Raw genomic sequence first — 13,488 nt, forward strand, 5'->3', positions numbered from 1 at the left:
CGGGCAGTGGCGGGACGCGCGGGTGATGGCGCGGGGCCACAGAGTAGGGGAACCGGCCGCGAGCCTGCGGCGTTGTCTCGTCAGAGATGACGCGCACTGCATGAGGAAGGACCGCCATGGGTCACCGGCACTACAACGGCTTGAAGACCGCGCTGCTGTTCGGCGTGCTGTGGGCGGTGCTGCTCGGCATCGGTGCGGTGATCGCCAACGGCCGGTTCATCTGGGTGTTCGCGATCTTCGGACTCGCGACCACCGCCTACTCGTACTGGAACTCGGACAAGATCGCGATCCGGTCGATGCACGCCCGGCCGGTGTCGGAGATCGAGCAGCCCGTGATGTACCGGATCGTGCGCGAGCTCTCCACCGAGGCTCGTCAGCCGATGCCGCGGCTGTACGTGTCGCCCACCGCCGCCCCGAACGCCTTCGCGACCGGCCGCAATCCGCGCAATGCCGCGGTCTGCTGCACCGAGGGCATCCTGGTGATCCTGGACGAGCGCGAACTGCGTGGGGTGCTCGGCCACGAACTGATGCACGTCTACAACCGCGACATCCTCACCTCGTCCATCGCCGCCGCCGTGGCCGGAGTCATCACCTCCATCGCCCAGATCGCCCTGATCTTCGGCGGCGGCACCGACCGGGAGCGGGGCGGCAACCCGTTCGCCGCGCTGCTGACCGCTCTGCTCGCCCCGTTCGCGGCCACCCTGATCCAGCTCGCGATCAGCCGGACCCGGGAGTACGACGCGGACGAGGACGGCGCGAAGCTCACCGGCGACCCGCTGGCGCTCGCCTCCGCACTGCGCAAGCTCGAGGCCGGCACCCAGGCCCGACCGCTGCCGCAGGAGCGCGACCTGGTGGACGTCTCGCACCTGATGATCGCCAACCCGTTCAAGGGCGGCGGCGTCGGCAAGCTGTTCGCCACCCACCCGCCGATGGCCGACCGGATCGCCCGGCTGGAGCGGATGGCCGGGGACATCGGCGGCATCACGCGGTACTGAGCGCGCGGCGGGTCAGTCCTCCGTCCCGGAGACCCCGCCGTCCAACAACCAGTGGTAGCGCAGCCGCAGTGCACGCTCCACCGACGCCAGGATGCCCGCCACCACCAGGGCCGCATTGGTCCAGCCCGGCAGGTGCACCGGCGACTCGAACGTCCCCAGCCGTTCCGCCACGGGTGGGATCTCCGTCACCTGCTGCACGAGCTGCGGCACCCCCAGCACCAGGCTGACCAGCAGCACAGCGACCGACACCGCGCCCAGGACCCGGCTGGCGACCGGGTGCCGTCGCTGCAGGTGTGCCCGCCACCCCTCGGCGGAGCGCGGCTCGGGAGACAGCGGGCGCTCGTCCCCGGACCCGGTGACGTAGTGGCACCGTCGCAGGCCGAAGTCGCTGGCGTTCACCTCGATCACCCCGCCCGGCACCGGGAACTCGGCCGGGAGCTTCGACCGGGCGGTGTGCCGACCGTCCCGGAACAGGTGCGCGCGGACCGCGGTGTCGCTGTCGCCCCAGAAGCGCAGGTCCACCGACCACCGTTCCGGCTCGCCCGCGGTGTCCAGGTCGAGGTGCATGAGGGCCCGGGTCAGCGGCTGCCACCAGCGGTAGGGCGTCAGCGCACGACCGTCCCCGGGTTCGACCCGTCGGGCGGCGCGGCGGCGTTTCCACTCGGAGAACATCCGGGCCACGGTAGCGGCCCCGGGCCGCGGGCTTCCCGGATGCCGGCGGGGTGTGGCGGCCGAGGACCTACGGCGGGCGCTGGAGGTCCTCGGCGTCGGGTCAGCGGTAGTTCACGAACTGCAGCGCCGCGTCGATGTCGTCGGCCCCCTTGAGCAGCGCGATCACCGTCTGGAGCTCGTCACGGCTCTTGGAGGACACCCGGACCTCCTCGCCCTGGATCACGGTCTTGACGCCCTTGGGTCCCTCGTCGCGGATCTTCTTGGCGACCTTCTTGGCGTTCTCCGAGGACAAGCCCTCCTTGAGGGACCCGGTGAGGCGGTACTCCTTGCCGAAGGACTTCGGCTCGCCGTCGCCGGTGTCGATCGCCTTCAGGGAGACGCCGCGCTTGATGAGCTTGGTCTGGAACACGTCCAGCACCGCGAGCACCCGCTCCTCGGAGTTGGCCGCCATCACGATGCTGTCGCCGCTCCAGGCGATCGAGGCGCCCACGTCCTTGAAGTCGTAGCGCTGGGCGATCTCCTTGGCCGCCTGGTTCAACGCGTTGTCGACCTCCTGACGATCCACCTTGCTGACGACGTCGAACGACGAGTCGCTGGCCATGACTACCTCCTGCGATGCGGGGTCGGTGCGATGCCCGGACGGCACTGCTCGCGGACGGATGTCACGAGAGGGTCCGAACTCTTGCTATCCTTCCATCCGCACGCAGGTCGCTTCGACCGGCGAGCCACCCTTGGCGGGTTACCCGAGTGGCCAAAGGGGGCTGACTGTAAATCAGCTGGCAACGCCTACGGGGGTTCGAATCCCTCACCCGCCACCCTCGACAGGGCGTCCTCCGCACGGAGGGCGCCCTGTTGCCGTCTCCGGTGCTCTGCCTCAGGCGGTACGCGGGTCTGGTGCGCTGGCGGACCGGCACGGGGCCGTGATCACGCGGGTCACCGGCCTGATTTCACTCCGGGCCAGCAGCCGTGTAATGTTCTGCCCGCTGCCCCGATAGCTCAGTCGGCAGAGCGTCTCCATGGTAAGGAGAAGGTCAAGGGTTCGATTCCCTTTCGGGGCTCTGTGATGTGACACGGGCCAGGACTCCATGGTCCTGGCCCGTGACTCATCCCCGGCGGGGTAGCTCAGCTGGTCAGAGCGCACGACTCATAATCGTGAGGTCGCGGGTTCAAGCCCCGCTCCCGCTACCAGGTACGAATCCCGCGCGTCGGCCGGCGCGCGACCAGCAGCAGATCACTGCGCCACGGGGCGCGAAGGGTGGCACGAACATGGCCAGCAAGAGCTCGGACGTCCGTCCGAAGATCACGCTCGCATGCACGGAGTGCAAGGAGCGGAACTACATCACCAAGAAGAACCGTCGGAACGACCCCGACCGCCTGGAGATGAAGAAGTTCTGCCCCCGCGACGGCCGTCACACGCTGCACCGCGAGACCCGCTGAATCTGATCAGCCGTGGCCGTCAACGCTGAGTTCGCCGGGCGGGAATACCCGCCGAACGCACCGTACGAGGTCGGCCGCGAGAAGCTCCGCGAGTTCGCGGAGGCCGTCGGGGCGACGCACCCGGCGCACACCGATCCCGCCGCCGCCCAGGCGCTCGGCCACCCGGACGTCATCGCTCCGCCCACCTTCGCGGTGGTCGTGGCGCAGCGTGCCGAGGCCCAGCTGATCCAGGACCCGGCGGCCGGGATCGACTTCAGTCGCGTCGTGCACGCCGACGAGCGCTTCGTGCACCACCGTCCGATCCATGCCGGCGACCGGCTGGTGACGGTGCTGCACGTCGACGCGATCACCGAGCGCGCAGGGCTGTCGATGATCACCACCCGCTGCGTGATCTCCACCGAGTCCGGTGAGCCGGTCGCCTCGGTCACCTCCACCCTCGCCGTGCGCGGAGAGGACGCCTGATGCCCACGCTGAGCGAGCTCGCCGTCGGCCAGGAGGTCGCCCGCCGCACCCTCACCGTCGACCGGTCCCGGCTGGTCCGGTACGCGGGTGCCAGCGGCGACTTCAACCCGATCCACTGGAACCAGCGGTTCGCCACCGAGGTCGGCCTCCCGGGTGTGATCGCGCACGGCATGTGGACGATGGGCGCCGCGAGCTCCGTCGTCGCCGACTGGCTCGGCGACCCCGGCGCGATCCTGGACTACCAGACCCGCTTCGCTCGCACGGTGCCGGTGCCCGATCCCGGCGAGGCCGAGGTCGAGGTGGTCGCCGTGGTGGGTGCGATGGACCCGGAGTCCGGCACCGCCAGGATCGATCTCACCGTCACCTGCGACGGTGCCCGCGTCCTGGCCAAGTGCCAGGCGCTCGTCCGTCTGGGCTGAGTCGTACCACGCCACGTGCGGCCTGAACTGCCCGGTCGTTTCCCGGTCCGGGTCCGCTGAGGCGGAACGCATGACCTGAGGTCGGCTCAGAGGCTAGGCGCCGGACCCGTCGTGCTGCCGATCCGCAGGCTCACCGGCAGCACGGCATCCTCGGGCTGCTCGCCCGCCAGGAGCCGCTGCACCGCCCTCCCCACCACGGCGCCCTTCTCCGCGATCGGCTGCTCCACCGTGGTCAGCACGTCCGGGGTGAGCCACGGCAGGTCCAGCCCGTCGAAACCGGCGACCGACACGTCCTCCGGCACCCGCAGGCCCAACTCCCGGGCACCGATCACCACGCCGGAGGCCAGCAGGTCGGACTGGGCCACGATGGCGGTCGGTCGCTCGGCCGGGTCACCGGACAACAGGGCGTGGGCGGCGGCGGTCCCGTGTTCGACCAGCGAGGCCGGGGTCTCGTAGACCGCGGTGGGCCGCACCCCGGCGTCTGCCAGTCCCGCCAGTCGTCGTTCGGCGATCTTCCACCGGATGTCGGCGATCCGGTCCTGATCCGCCACCGCCGACCGGCGATCGGGCCCGAAGGGCAGTGTGACGGTCGCGATCCGCTGGTGACCGAGGTCGAGCAGGTGTCGGGCCAGGGCGGCGACCCCGTCACGGTCGTCGATGCCCACCGTGACGATGTCGCCCAGCTCGTGTCCCTCGACCACCACTGCCGGGATGCCCCGTCGGCGCAGGGCCTGGAGCGTGGGGTCCTCGGTGGTGCCGCCCCAGATCATCACCGCGACATCCATCGCCGCGGACTCGATCAGCGGGTCCACCGCGGGTTCGTCCGCGCCGGTCGGGCCCGGGATCAGCAGCACCCCCAGCCCGGCCGGGGCGATGGTGTCGACCAGGCCGTCCAGCAACTGCACCGACACCGGGTCACGGAACGACCGCTTGAGCGCATCGCCGACGACGACGCCGACGATCCCGGACCGGCCGGAGCGCAGCTGGCGACCGAGCGGATTGGGCCCCGAGTAGTCGAGCTCCGCGGCGGCGGTGAGCACCCGCTGCTTCGTGGCCTCCGCGATCGGCCCGGCGCCGGAGAAGGCGAGGGAGGCGGTGGAGACCGACACCCCGGCCCGGGTCGCGACGTCGGCGAGGGTGGGTCGTGACACGCAGGTCTCCTGCCTGCCGGGCGGTGGCCCGGCGTTGGTCGCGTGGCCGGTCGGGCGGGTGGTCGTGCCCGGATCACCAGGAACGATGTTGACGCCGCCGCCAGGGTACCCGCACACTGATGCCGACCCTCAAATCGATTCGACCCCGATGATCGCTCGTCGGCTTCGAATCGATTCGACCGGGCAGGCACCGGGAGCACTCCGACGGTAGCCGCCCTGCTCCAACCCGGGGCCGCCGCGGATGTCGCCGGCGGTTCCGTCCCGTTCGACCCCGGGGCCGCCGTGTACCTCCTCGGCCGGCTCCGCACCGCTCGACCCCGAGCCACCGCGTGCTGAACCCGCCCAGTGGCACCACCCAGCTCGACAGCCCAGGAGACCGTCGTGAGTATCCCCCGTCCGCGCACACCCCGGGGTGAGCGTGGCCCGGTCGACCCGGTCGTGGCACGCGCCCGGTGGTTGCTGCTCGGCCTGTTCATGCTGACCGGGCTGATGTTCTCCTCCTGGCTCGCCCGCATCCCCGCGGTCCGCACGGCGCTCGGGATGAGCGAGGCCGAACTGGGCGGCATCCTGATCGCCGGGTCCATCGGCTCGCTGGCCACCGTCTCCCTGGCCGGGTGGATGGTCACCCGGTTCGGCGGTCGCGTGGTGCTGTACCTGTCGACGGCCGCATTCTCGCTCGCCTATGTGCTGATCGGGCTGGGGCCGACCTTCCACTCGGTGCCGGTGCTCGCGGTGGGCATCTTCCTGTCCGGCGCCGCCTTCGCCCTGGGCAACGTGCCGCTGAACGTGGAGACCGCCGCGGTGGAGCGACGGCTCGGGCGCACGGTGCTGCCGCAGTTCCACGCGGCGTTCTCGATCGGTTCGGTCGTCGGCTCCGGGATCGGCGCGCTGGCGGCGCACGCGCAGGTGCCGCTGCTGGTGCAGTTCACCGTGACCGCCGTGGTCGGCGCCGTGTGGCGGCTCGCATCGGTGCCCGGCGCGGTGCTCGACTCCCTGCCGCCCGACCCCGCACGCCGGGCCGAGGCCCGGGCCGCCCGTGGTCCGCGCACCCTGCGGCTTCGTGGCGTGCGACGCACCGCCCGACCGGGCTCCGCGCTGCACGCCTGGCGCGAGCCGCGCACCCTGCTGATCGGCGTGGTCATCATGTCCGCCGCCCTGTCCGAGGGATCGGCGAACGACTGGCTCGCCCTCGCGGTGGTCGACGGCTTCGAGCAGACCGAGGCGATCGGTGCGGCGATGTTCGGGGTGTTCGTCGGCGCGATGACCGCCGTCCGGCTGCTCGGCACCACCCTGATCGACCGCTACGGCCGGGTGACCGTGCTGCGCACCTCCGGTGTGGTGTCCCTGCTTGGCCTGGTGCTCTTCGGCTTCGCGCCCTCGCTGCCGCTGGCCGCCGTCGGCATCGTGCTGTGGGGCTTCGGCGCCGCGCTCACCGTGCCGATCGGGATCGCCGCCGCCTCCGACGACCCGCTGCAGGCGGCGGCCCGAGTGTCGGTGGTCTCCTCCTTCAGCTCCACCGCCTCCCTGGCTGCCCCGCCGCTGCTCGGCCTGGCCGCCGAGGCGATGGGTGCCCGGCACGCCCTGCTGCTGATCACCGTGTCGATGGTGACCAGCGTGCTGCTGGCCCGGGTGGTCGCTCGCCAGGAACAGCCGGCACCTGCCACCCTCGAACCCGCCACCCCCTGATCCGAGAGCCTGGACGATGACGACCACCCACCCGCAGGTCCGTGCCGCCTCCTTCGCCGTGTTCGCGGTCTTCGTGCTCAACGGCGCGAACTTCTCCAGCTGGGCGGCCCGACTGCCCGCGGTCCGGGACGGTCTGGACCTGCAACCCGCGCAGATGGGTCTGCTGCTGCTGATCGGCTCGCTCGGGTCGATCGTCGCCCTGCCGCTGTCCGGGCTGATCGTGACCCGGCTCGGTGCGGCGCGGACCGTGCTGACCTTCGCCCTGGTGAACGCCTGCGGCTACCTGCTCGCCGCGCTCGGCGTCGGACTGGGACAGGTCCCGGTGGTCGCCGCCGCCCTGGTGCTGTGCGGCATCGGCACCGGGGTGTGGGACGCGTCGATGAACCTGGAGGGCGCGCTGGTCGAACAGCGGCTCGGCCGGACCGTGATGCCGCGGTACCACGCCGGGTTCTCGGTCGGCACGGTGGCAGCCGCCGGGATCGCCGCCCTCGCGGCCGCCGCGCGGGTGCCGGTGTGGATCCACCTGCCGCTGGTGGTCCTGGTCACCACGGTCGGTGTGTTCTTCGCGGTGCGGAAGTTCCTGCCCGTCGACCACGCCGAGACCGGGACGGTGGCCGCCGACGGGCCGAAGCAGTCGGTCTTCGCCGCCTGGCTGGAGCCCCGCACGCTGCTGATCGGCCTGGTGGTCCTGGCGGCCGCCCTCACCGAGGGTGCCGGGAACGACTGGTTGAGCCTGGCGGTGGTGGACGGCTTCGCGCAGAGCGACACGGTCGGCGCGGTGTCCTTCGGCATCTTCGTGGCGGCGATGACCGCGATGCGCTTCCTCGGCACCGGGCTGCTGGACCGGTTCGGCCGGGTCGTGGTGCTGCGGCTGTGTGCCGGGCTGGCGCTGGTCGGCCTGCTGATCTTCGGCCTGGTGCCCACCGACATGCTCTGGCTCGCGGTGATCGGGGCGGTGCTGTGGGGGATGGGTGCCGCCCTCGGCTTCCCGGTCGGGATGAGCGCCGCCTCCGACGACCCGCTGCGGGCGGCGGCCCGGGTGTCAGTGGTCTCGACCATCGGCTACACCGCGTTCCTGGCCGGTCCGCCGCTGCTCGGTCTGCTCGCCGACCACGTGGGTTACCGGCACGCACTGCTGGTGATCGCGGCGCCGATCGTCATCGGACTGCTCGTGGTGAAGGTCGCCGCCCCGCCGGTCACCGCCAAGACGCCTACCGTAGGGGCATGACCGTCAGCACCCGCAGCGCCGCCCTCGCCGATCTGACCACCCTGCGGGTGGGCGGCCCGGTGCGGGAACTGGTCGAGACCGACACCGAGCAGGAGTTCATCGACGCGATCCGGGCGGCGGATGCCGACGGCACCCCGCTGCTGGTGATCGGCGGCGGATCGAACCTGCTGGTGGACGACGCGGGCTTCGACGGCATCGTGGTGCGGGACACCCGGCAGGGCTTCACCGTGCCGGACCACTCGGCCTGCGCCGGGATCACGATGACCGTCCCGGCCGGGACCCGGTGGGACGACGTGGTCGAGCACTGCGCCGGGGTGCGGCTCAAGGGCATCGAGGCGCTGTCCGGCATCCCGGGTTCCACCGGGGCGACCCCGGTGCAGAACGTCGGCGCCTACGGCCAAGAGGTCTCCGAGACGATCGCGACCGTCCGAGTGTGGGACCGGGAGCGCTCGCGGGTGCGGACCCTGCCGCTGTTCGACCTGAAGTTCGGCTACCGGACGTCCCTGCTGAAGCAGTCGATGCTGGCCGGACCGGACGACCCCGCGGCGCCCTGGTACCCCACCCCGCGCTACGTGGTGCTGGACGTGACCTTCCAGCTCCGGGTGGCGCAGCTGTCCGAGCCGATCCGGTACGCCGAACTCGCCCGCACCCTGGGCATCGCGGTCGGGGAGCGGGCGCCGCTGCCGGAGGTGCGGGCGGCGGTGCTCGGGCTGCGTACGGGCAAGGGGATGGTGCTGGACGCCGACGACCCGGACACCCACTCGGCCGGGTCCTTCTTCACCAACCCGGTGCTGACCGAGGCGGAGGCGGCCGCCCTGCCCGATGACGCGCCGCGGTTCCCCGCCGGTGACGGGCTGATCAAGACCAGCGCCGCCTGGCTGATCGAGCACGCCGGCTTCGGCAAGGGCTACGGGATGCCTGGGCCCGCCGCACTGTCCACCAAGCACACCCTGGCGCTGACCAACCGGGGCGGGGCGACGTCGGGCGACCTGCTCACCCTGGCCCGGACGATCCGCGAGGGCGTGACGGAGCGGTTCGGGATCACCCTGGTGCCGGAACCGGTGCTGGTCGGCACCGCGCTCTGACCCCACCGGCACGGGCCGGCTGCTCCGGGCGCCCGGCTGACCCGCCCGGTTGGGCCCGGCGCCCGGCTGACCCGCGCGCCCGTCTGGCCCGGCCCGGCTGACCCGGCCCGGCTGACCCGCGCGCCCGTCTGGCCCGGCCCAGTTGGCCCGGCCCGGCTGACCCGCGCGCACGTCTGACCCGGCCCGGCCCGGCCCGGCTGGCCCGGCCCGGCTGACCCGAGCGCCCGGCTGGCCCGGCCCGGCTGGCCCGGCCCGCCCTCCGCCACCCGGCCCGCCCTCCCCGCCGCCCGGCCCGCCCCCCGCCGCCCGAGGTCGGTACTTCCCGCCACATGAAGCCCCGCTAACTGCCGAACTCGGGGGCGAACTGCCGAACTCGCCGGTGGACGTGATGGACGCGGTGGGCGCGGTGGGCGCGGACTTCGCGGGGGCGGTGGTCTGCGCGGGCGGTGGGCGGGGCGTTGGGGTGCGGTGGGCGAGGGTCAGGGGGAGCTGAGCCAGGTGTCGACCCCGGCGAGCAGGCGGTCGCGGGTGGCGTCCGAGGCGCGGGACGCGCGGATGGACGACCGTGCCAGGTCGGCCAGCTGCTCGTCGGTGAAGCCGTGCACCTCGCGCGCCGTCGCGTACTGCTCGACCAGGCGGCTGCCGAACAGCAGCGGGTCGTCGGCGCCGAGGGCGATCTGCGCCCCGGCGTCGACCAGCGCGCGCAGCGGCACCGACTCCGGGTCCGGGTAGACCCCGAGCGAGACGTTCGACGCCGGGCACACCTCGAGGGCGATCCCGGCGTCGACCACCCGGTGCAGCAGGTCCGGGTCCTCGCTCGACCGCACGCCGTGTCCGAGACGATCCGGGTGCAGGTGGTCCAGTACCTCGGTGACGTGCGAGGGCCCGAGCAGCTCTCCGCCGTGCGGCACGGAGGCCAGCCCCGCGCGCCGGGCGATGGCGAAGGCGGCGCCGAACTCGGCCGTGTCACCACGCCGCTCGTCGTTGCTCAGTCCGAAGCCGATCACCTCGCCCGGTCCGTCCCCGGCGTGGCGGGCCGCCAGCCGGGCCAGGGTGCGGGCGTCCATCGGGTGCCGCATCCGGGAGGCCGCCACGATCACCCCGACCTCGGTGCCGGTGTCCTGCCAGGCCGAGCGGGCCTCGTCCAGCACGATCTCCAGGGCCGGGGTGATGCCACCGACCCCGGCGGCGTAGGAGGTGGGGTCGACCTGGATCTCCAGCCGCCCGGAGCCCTCCGCCGCGTCGTCCACCGCCGCCTCGCGCACGATCCGGCGCAGATCCGCCTCGCCCCGCACGCAGGCGCGGGCCGCGTCGTACAGCCGCTGGAACCGGAACCAGCCGCGTTCGTCGGCCGGGACCCGCAGCCCGACCCCGTCCAGCAGGGTCGCGGGCAGCCGCACCCCGCGTTCGGCGGCCATCTCGGCCAGGGTGGACACGCGCATGGACCCGGTGAAGTGCAGGTGCAGGTGCGCCTTCGGCAGCAGCGCGAGGTCTCGCATCCACTGGATCATGCCTGATCAGACGGCCAGTGTCCCATCGGCGAGCAGGCGCAGGTGGGTCGGCCCACCGGATCGGGCGGCCACGAGCGCCTCCTGCACCCCGCGCAGCAGCACGACCTCGGTGTCCCGGCTGACCGGCGTGGCGGGGAAGTCCACCGTGACCTCGATCCCGGTCTCCGCGCGGAACCGCCCCAACAGCCGGTCCAGGGCGTCGGACAGCCCACCGTCGTCCAGCGCCGGGCTGCCGAAGGCGGCGACCAGGGCCCGGGACTCGGCCAGCCCCGCGCGGGCGACCCGTTCGAGGTCGACCGCCGTGCTGCGGGCCTGCGCCTCGTCCCCGGAACGACCGGCCTGGGCGAGCAGCACGATGCTGGTGAACCCCTGGGCGAGCGTGTCGTGCACCTGCTGGGCCACCCGCTCCCGTTCCGCCAGCACCCCGGCCTCGTGCTGGGCGCGGGCCGAGGCGGCCCGGGTCTGCTCCAGCTCCGTGATCAGCAGGGCGAGCACCTCGTTCTCCTCCGCCATCCGGGTGAGCCAGAAGCCGAGCGCGACCGAGAACCCGAAGCCGACCAGGTACTGCCCGGCGAGCTGGGCGATCTCCATCCCGTGCGGCTCGGCCCGCCAGACGTTCGCCAGCGCCACGCTGACCGTGAGCACGATGGACCCGATCGTGCCGCCGAGCAGTCCGGTGGAGAAGTACCAGACCTGGGCGAAGCCGAGGAACAGCAGGATCGACCCGAGCGAGTTCACCGCGGTGCACAGCGACACCACGATCACCAGCAGCACCAGGTAGGCGCCGATCAGCCGCTGGTCGCCCCGGCGTGCCCCCGGTCGCGCCAGGGTCAGGTAGCCGATCAGCAGCACGAGCAGCAGCCCGATCGCCGTCGCCCGCTCGGTCGCGGAGCTGCCGCCGAAGCCCATGGACGCCGCGCTCAGGGCGAGCAGGGCGTAGCAGCCGGCGTCCCAGCCGGGCAGGGTGTGCCGCCAGAAGGTCAACCGCTCCGGGGTCTGGCTCACGGTCGGGGCAGCAATCCGCGTTCCAGGGCGACGGTGACCGCGCGGGTCCGGTCGTCCACGCCGAGTTTGGCGAACACCCGCAGCAGGTGGGTCTTCACGGTGGCCTCGGCGATGAACAGCTCTGCGCCGATGGCGGCGTTCGACAGCCCTCGGGACACCGCCGCCAGCACCTCGATCTCGCGCGGGGTCGGACGCTCGGCGTCCCCGCCGCGCATCTGCTGCACCAGTCGGGAGGCCACCGACGGTGACAGGGCCGTCTCGCCCCGGGCTGCACCCCGGACCCCCGCCACCAGTTGGTCGCGCGGGGTGTCCTTCAACAGGTACCCGGTGGCCCCGGCCTCCACCGCGCGCAGGATGTCGGCGTCGGTCTCGTAGGTGGTCAGCACCAGCACCCGGACCCCGGGCACCTCGGCGACGATCCTGGCGGTGGCGGCGGCACCGTCCAGCACCGGCATCCGCAGGTCCATCAGCACCAGATCGGGCAGCAGCTCGGCGGCGGCCGCCACCGCGGCGGCACCGTCCGGCACCTCACCGACGACCTCGATGTCCGGTTCCACCGCCAGCATCCCGGCCAGGCCGGACCGCACCACGGGGTGGTCGTCGGCCAGCAGCACCCGGATCCGGTCCTCGGCATTCATCCTGCGGTCTCCCTCATCGGTAGCTCGGCCAGCACCCGGACCCCGGGGTCGGTGTTCTCGATCAGCAGCGTGCCCCCGGCGGCGGTGATCCGCTGGCGCATCCCGCGCAACCCGACCCCGTCGGCGCTGCCGGGTGCCAGCCCGGTGCCGTCGTCCTGCACCGCCAACCGGACGTGCTGGTCGGCGGCGGTCAGCCGCAGGGCGACCCGGGTGGCGCCGGCGTGCCGCCGCACGTTGTGCAGCGCCTCCTGGGCGGTGCGCAGCAGGACGACCTGCAGCTCCCGGTCCTCCGGCGGCTCACCGTCGATCGTCAGGTCCACCCGCAGGCCGGTCTCGGTGCGGGTCCGCTCGGCGATCCGGTGCAGCGCGCCGGGCAGGTCCTCGGACAACAGGCCGGACGGGCCGAAGGCGGCGACCAGCGACCGGGCCTCGGCCAGGTTCTCGCGGGCGACCGACTCGATCTGCTCCAGGCGCGCGGTCGCCCGGCCGTCGTCGACCTGGGCGGTCTGCGCCAGCATCACCACGCTGGTGAAGCCCTGGGCCAGGGTGTCGTGGATCTCCTGCGCCACTCGCGCCCGCTCGGCCAGCACCCCGGCAGCGTGGTGCCCGGCCGCCAGCTCGGCCTCCGCCGCACGCAGGCGGCCCAGCAGTTCCTCGCGCTGCTCCCGGGACCGTCCGATCCGGGTCAGCCACCAGCCCATCACCACGGAGAACAGCAGCCCGATCCCGAGCTGACCCACCAGCTCCGGCAGGTCGGTGGCCCGCAACGACTGCCCGGTGAACACCGAGACCGCCACCGCCACGGTCAGGGCCGCACACCAGGCGATCCCGGACCGCATCGACGGGGTGAGCAACCAGATCTGGGAGAAGCCGACGAACAGCAGCAGTGTGCCCAGCGAGCTGGCACCCGAGGCGGTCGCCACCACGAGGACCAGCAGCACCAGGTACACCCGCACCCGGACCTGGTCGCCGGTCAGCAGGCCACGACGGCCGAGCACCGGGTACGCGATCATCAGCAGCGCGATCGCCGCCACCGACCACAGCACCGGCCGCGGCTCGGCCGCCTCGGCGACCAGCATCGAGGCAGCCGACAGGGTGGTGAGCACGTAGAACGCCGCGTCCCAGCCGCGCGGCATGCTGAGGACGTCGTCCTCGGGCGCGGGCTGGTCGGCGGCGTTCATCGTGCTCAGTGTGCCGGA

The 13,488-nt window shown here is 72.8% G+C and carries 14 protein-coding genes and 3 tRNA genes; 10 read left to right on the plus strand and 7 right to left on the minus strand.

Annotated features, from left to right (window positions below):
* Positions 1 to 116 precede the first annotated feature (116 nt).
* Positions 117 to 995, plus strand: a complete 879-nt coding sequence (htpX, locus tag HGK68_RS01785) for a zinc metalloprotease HtpX (protein ID WP_169164417.1) — start codon at positions 117 to 119, stop codon at positions 993 to 995.
* Positions 996 to 1,007: 12 nt separating this feature from the next.
* Here htpX and HGK68_RS01790 read toward each other — a convergent pair whose 3' ends face one another.
* Positions 1,008 to 1,667, minus strand: a complete 660-nt coding sequence (locus tag HGK68_RS01790) for a hypothetical protein (protein ID WP_169164418.1) — start codon at positions 1,665 to 1,667, stop codon at positions 1,008 to 1,010.
* A 100-nt stretch (positions 1,668 to 1,767) separates the two neighbouring features.
* A complete protein-coding gene (locus HGK68_RS01795) occupies positions 1,768 to 2,268 on the minus strand; it encodes a YajQ family cyclic di-GMP-binding protein (RefSeq protein WP_169164419.1) in 501 nt (166 codons plus the stop codon).
* 132 nt (positions 2,269 to 2,400) lie between these two features.
* On the opposite strand from HGK68_RS01795, the gene HGK68_RS01800 reads away from it, so the two are divergent.
* From HGK68_RS01800 to HGK68_RS01825, 6 genes are all read left to right on the plus strand, one after another.
* Positions 2,401 to 2,482: transfer RNA gene (locus HGK68_RS01800), tRNA-Tyr, on the plus strand.
* A gap of 170 nt (positions 2,483 to 2,652) precedes the next feature.
* Positions 2,653 to 2,725, plus strand: a tRNA-Thr gene (locus HGK68_RS01805).
* A 53-nt stretch (positions 2,726 to 2,778) separates the two neighbouring features.
* Positions 2,779 to 2,855, plus strand: a tRNA-Met gene (locus tag HGK68_RS01810).
* Between the two features lie 78 nt (positions 2,856 to 2,933).
* The gene (gene rpmG / locus HGK68_RS01815) at positions 2,934 to 3,104 is read left to right on the plus strand and encodes a 50S ribosomal protein L33 (protein WP_169164420.1); all 171 of its coding nucleotides are present in this window, start codon (positions 2,934 to 2,936) and stop codon (positions 3,102 to 3,104) included.
* 12 nt (positions 3,105 to 3,116) lie between these two features.
* The gene (locus HGK68_RS01820; protein WP_169164421.1) at positions 3,117 to 3,566 is read left to right on the plus strand and encodes a MaoC family dehydratase N-terminal domain-containing protein; all 450 of its coding nucleotides are present in this window, start codon (positions 3,117 to 3,119) and stop codon (positions 3,564 to 3,566) included.
* Positions 3,566 to 3,985, plus strand: coding sequence for a MaoC family dehydratase (locus HGK68_RS01825; protein ID WP_169164422.1), 420 nt, complete (start codon positions 3,566 to 3,568; stop codon positions 3,983 to 3,985). The genes HGK68_RS01820 and HGK68_RS01825 overlap by 1 nt, the downstream gene beginning before the upstream one ends.
* Positions 3,986 to 4,071: 86 nt before the next feature.
* Here HGK68_RS01825 and HGK68_RS01830 read toward each other — a convergent pair whose 3' ends face one another.
* The gene (locus tag HGK68_RS01830; protein WP_169164423.1) at positions 4,072 to 5,136 is read right to left on the minus strand and encodes a LacI family DNA-binding transcriptional regulator; all 1,065 of its coding nucleotides are present in this window, start codon (positions 5,134 to 5,136) and stop codon (positions 4,072 to 4,074) included.
* Between the two features lie 381 nt (positions 5,137 to 5,517).
* Here HGK68_RS01830 and HGK68_RS01835 point away from each other — a divergent pair, with 381 nt between their 5' ends.
* From HGK68_RS01835 to HGK68_RS01845, 3 genes are read left to right on the plus strand one after another with little or no spacing between them, the layout of a single operon-like run.
* Positions 5,518 to 6,822 carry an MFS transporter gene (locus tag HGK68_RS01835; RefSeq protein ID WP_246260503.1) on the plus strand — a complete coding sequence of 435 codons (1,305 nt, stop codon included), beginning with the start codon at positions 5,518 to 5,520 and terminating at the stop codon, positions 6,820 to 6,822.
* 16 nt (positions 6,823 to 6,838) lie between these two features.
* The gene (locus HGK68_RS01840; protein ID WP_169164424.1) at positions 6,839 to 8,050 is read left to right on the plus strand and encodes an MFS transporter; all 1,212 of its coding nucleotides are present in this window, start codon (positions 6,839 to 6,841) and stop codon (positions 8,048 to 8,050) included.
* A complete protein-coding gene (locus tag HGK68_RS01845; protein WP_169164425.1) occupies positions 8,047 to 9,135 on the plus strand; it encodes a UDP-N-acetylmuramate dehydrogenase in 1,089 nt (362 codons plus the stop codon). Before HGK68_RS01840 ends, HGK68_RS01845 begins: the two co-directional genes overlap by 4 nt.
* 479 nt (positions 9,136 to 9,614) lie before the next feature.
* Here HGK68_RS01845 and HGK68_RS01850 read toward each other — a convergent pair whose 3' ends face one another.
* Genes HGK68_RS01850 through HGK68_RS01865 form a run of 4 tightly spaced genes read right to left on the minus strand, consistent with a single transcriptional unit; the run spans position 9,615 to position 13,470 of the window.
* Entirely contained in the window at positions 9,615 to 10,634 is a 1,020-nt protein-coding gene (locus tag HGK68_RS01850) for an adenosine deaminase (RefSeq protein WP_169164426.1), read from the minus strand.
* An 18-nt stretch (positions 10,635 to 10,652) separates the two neighbouring features.
* Positions 10,653 to 11,651, minus strand: a complete 999-nt coding sequence (locus tag HGK68_RS01855; protein WP_169164427.1) for a sensor histidine kinase — start codon at positions 11,649 to 11,651, stop codon at positions 10,653 to 10,655.
* Positions 11,648 to 12,289 carry a response regulator gene (locus tag HGK68_RS01860; RefSeq protein ID WP_169164428.1) on the minus strand — a complete coding sequence of 214 codons (642 nt, stop codon included), beginning with the start codon at positions 12,287 to 12,289 and terminating at the stop codon, positions 11,648 to 11,650. The genes HGK68_RS01855 and HGK68_RS01860 overlap by 4 nt, the downstream gene beginning before the upstream one ends.
* Positions 12,286 to 13,470 (minus strand): sensor histidine kinase, encoded by a 1,185-nt coding sequence (locus HGK68_RS01865; protein WP_169164429.1) that lies wholly within the window; start codon positions 13,468 to 13,470, stop codon positions 12,286 to 12,288. Before HGK68_RS01865 ends, HGK68_RS01860 begins: the two co-directional genes overlap by 4 nt.
* Between the last annotated feature and the right edge of the window lie 18 nt (positions 13,471 to 13,488).

The sequence above is a fragment of the Cellulomonas taurus genome (genome assembly GCF_012931845.1).
GTDB lineage: Bacteria > Actinomycetota > Actinomycetes > Actinomycetales > Cellulomonadaceae > Cellulomonas > Cellulomonas taurus.

Bases quoted from the DNA above. Each gene is read 5' to 3' on its own strand.
- HGK68_RS01790 (WP_169164418.1), bottom strand. From the start codon at position 1,667: ATGTTCTCCGAGTGGAAACGCCGCCGCGCCGCCCGACGGGTCGAACCC.
- rpmG (WP_169164420.1), top strand. From the start codon at position 2,934: ATGGCCAGCAAGAGCTCGGACGTCCGTCCGAAGATCACGCTCGCATGC.
- HGK68_RS01850 (WP_169164426.1), bottom strand. From the start codon at position 10,634: ATGCGAGACCTCGCGCTGCTGCCGAAGGCGCACCTGCACCTGCACTTC.
- HGK68_RS01795 (WP_169164419.1), bottom strand. From the start codon at position 2,268: ATGGCCAGCGACTCGTCGTTCGACGTCGTCAGCAAGGTGGATCGTCAG.
- HGK68_RS01845 (WP_169164425.1), top strand. From the start codon at position 8,047: ATGACCGTCAGCACCCGCAGCGCCGCCCTCGCCGATCTGACCACCCTG.
- HGK68_RS01865 (WP_169164429.1), bottom strand. From the start codon at position 13,470: ATGAACGCCGCCGACCAGCCCGCGCCCGAGGACGACGTCCTCAGCATG.
- HGK68_RS01860 (WP_169164428.1), bottom strand. From the start codon at position 12,289: ATGAATGCCGAGGACCGGATCCGGGTGCTGCTGGCCGACGACCACCCC.
- HGK68_RS01840 (WP_169164424.1), top strand. From the start codon at position 6,839: ATGACGACCACCCACCCGCAGGTCCGTGCCGCCTCCTTCGCCGTGTTC.
- HGK68_RS01825 (WP_169164422.1), top strand. From the start codon at position 3,566: ATGCCCACGCTGAGCGAGCTCGCCGTCGGCCAGGAGGTCGCCCGCCGC.
- htpX (WP_169164417.1), top strand. From the start codon at position 117: ATGGGTCACCGGCACTACAACGGCTTGAAGACCGCGCTGCTGTTCGGC.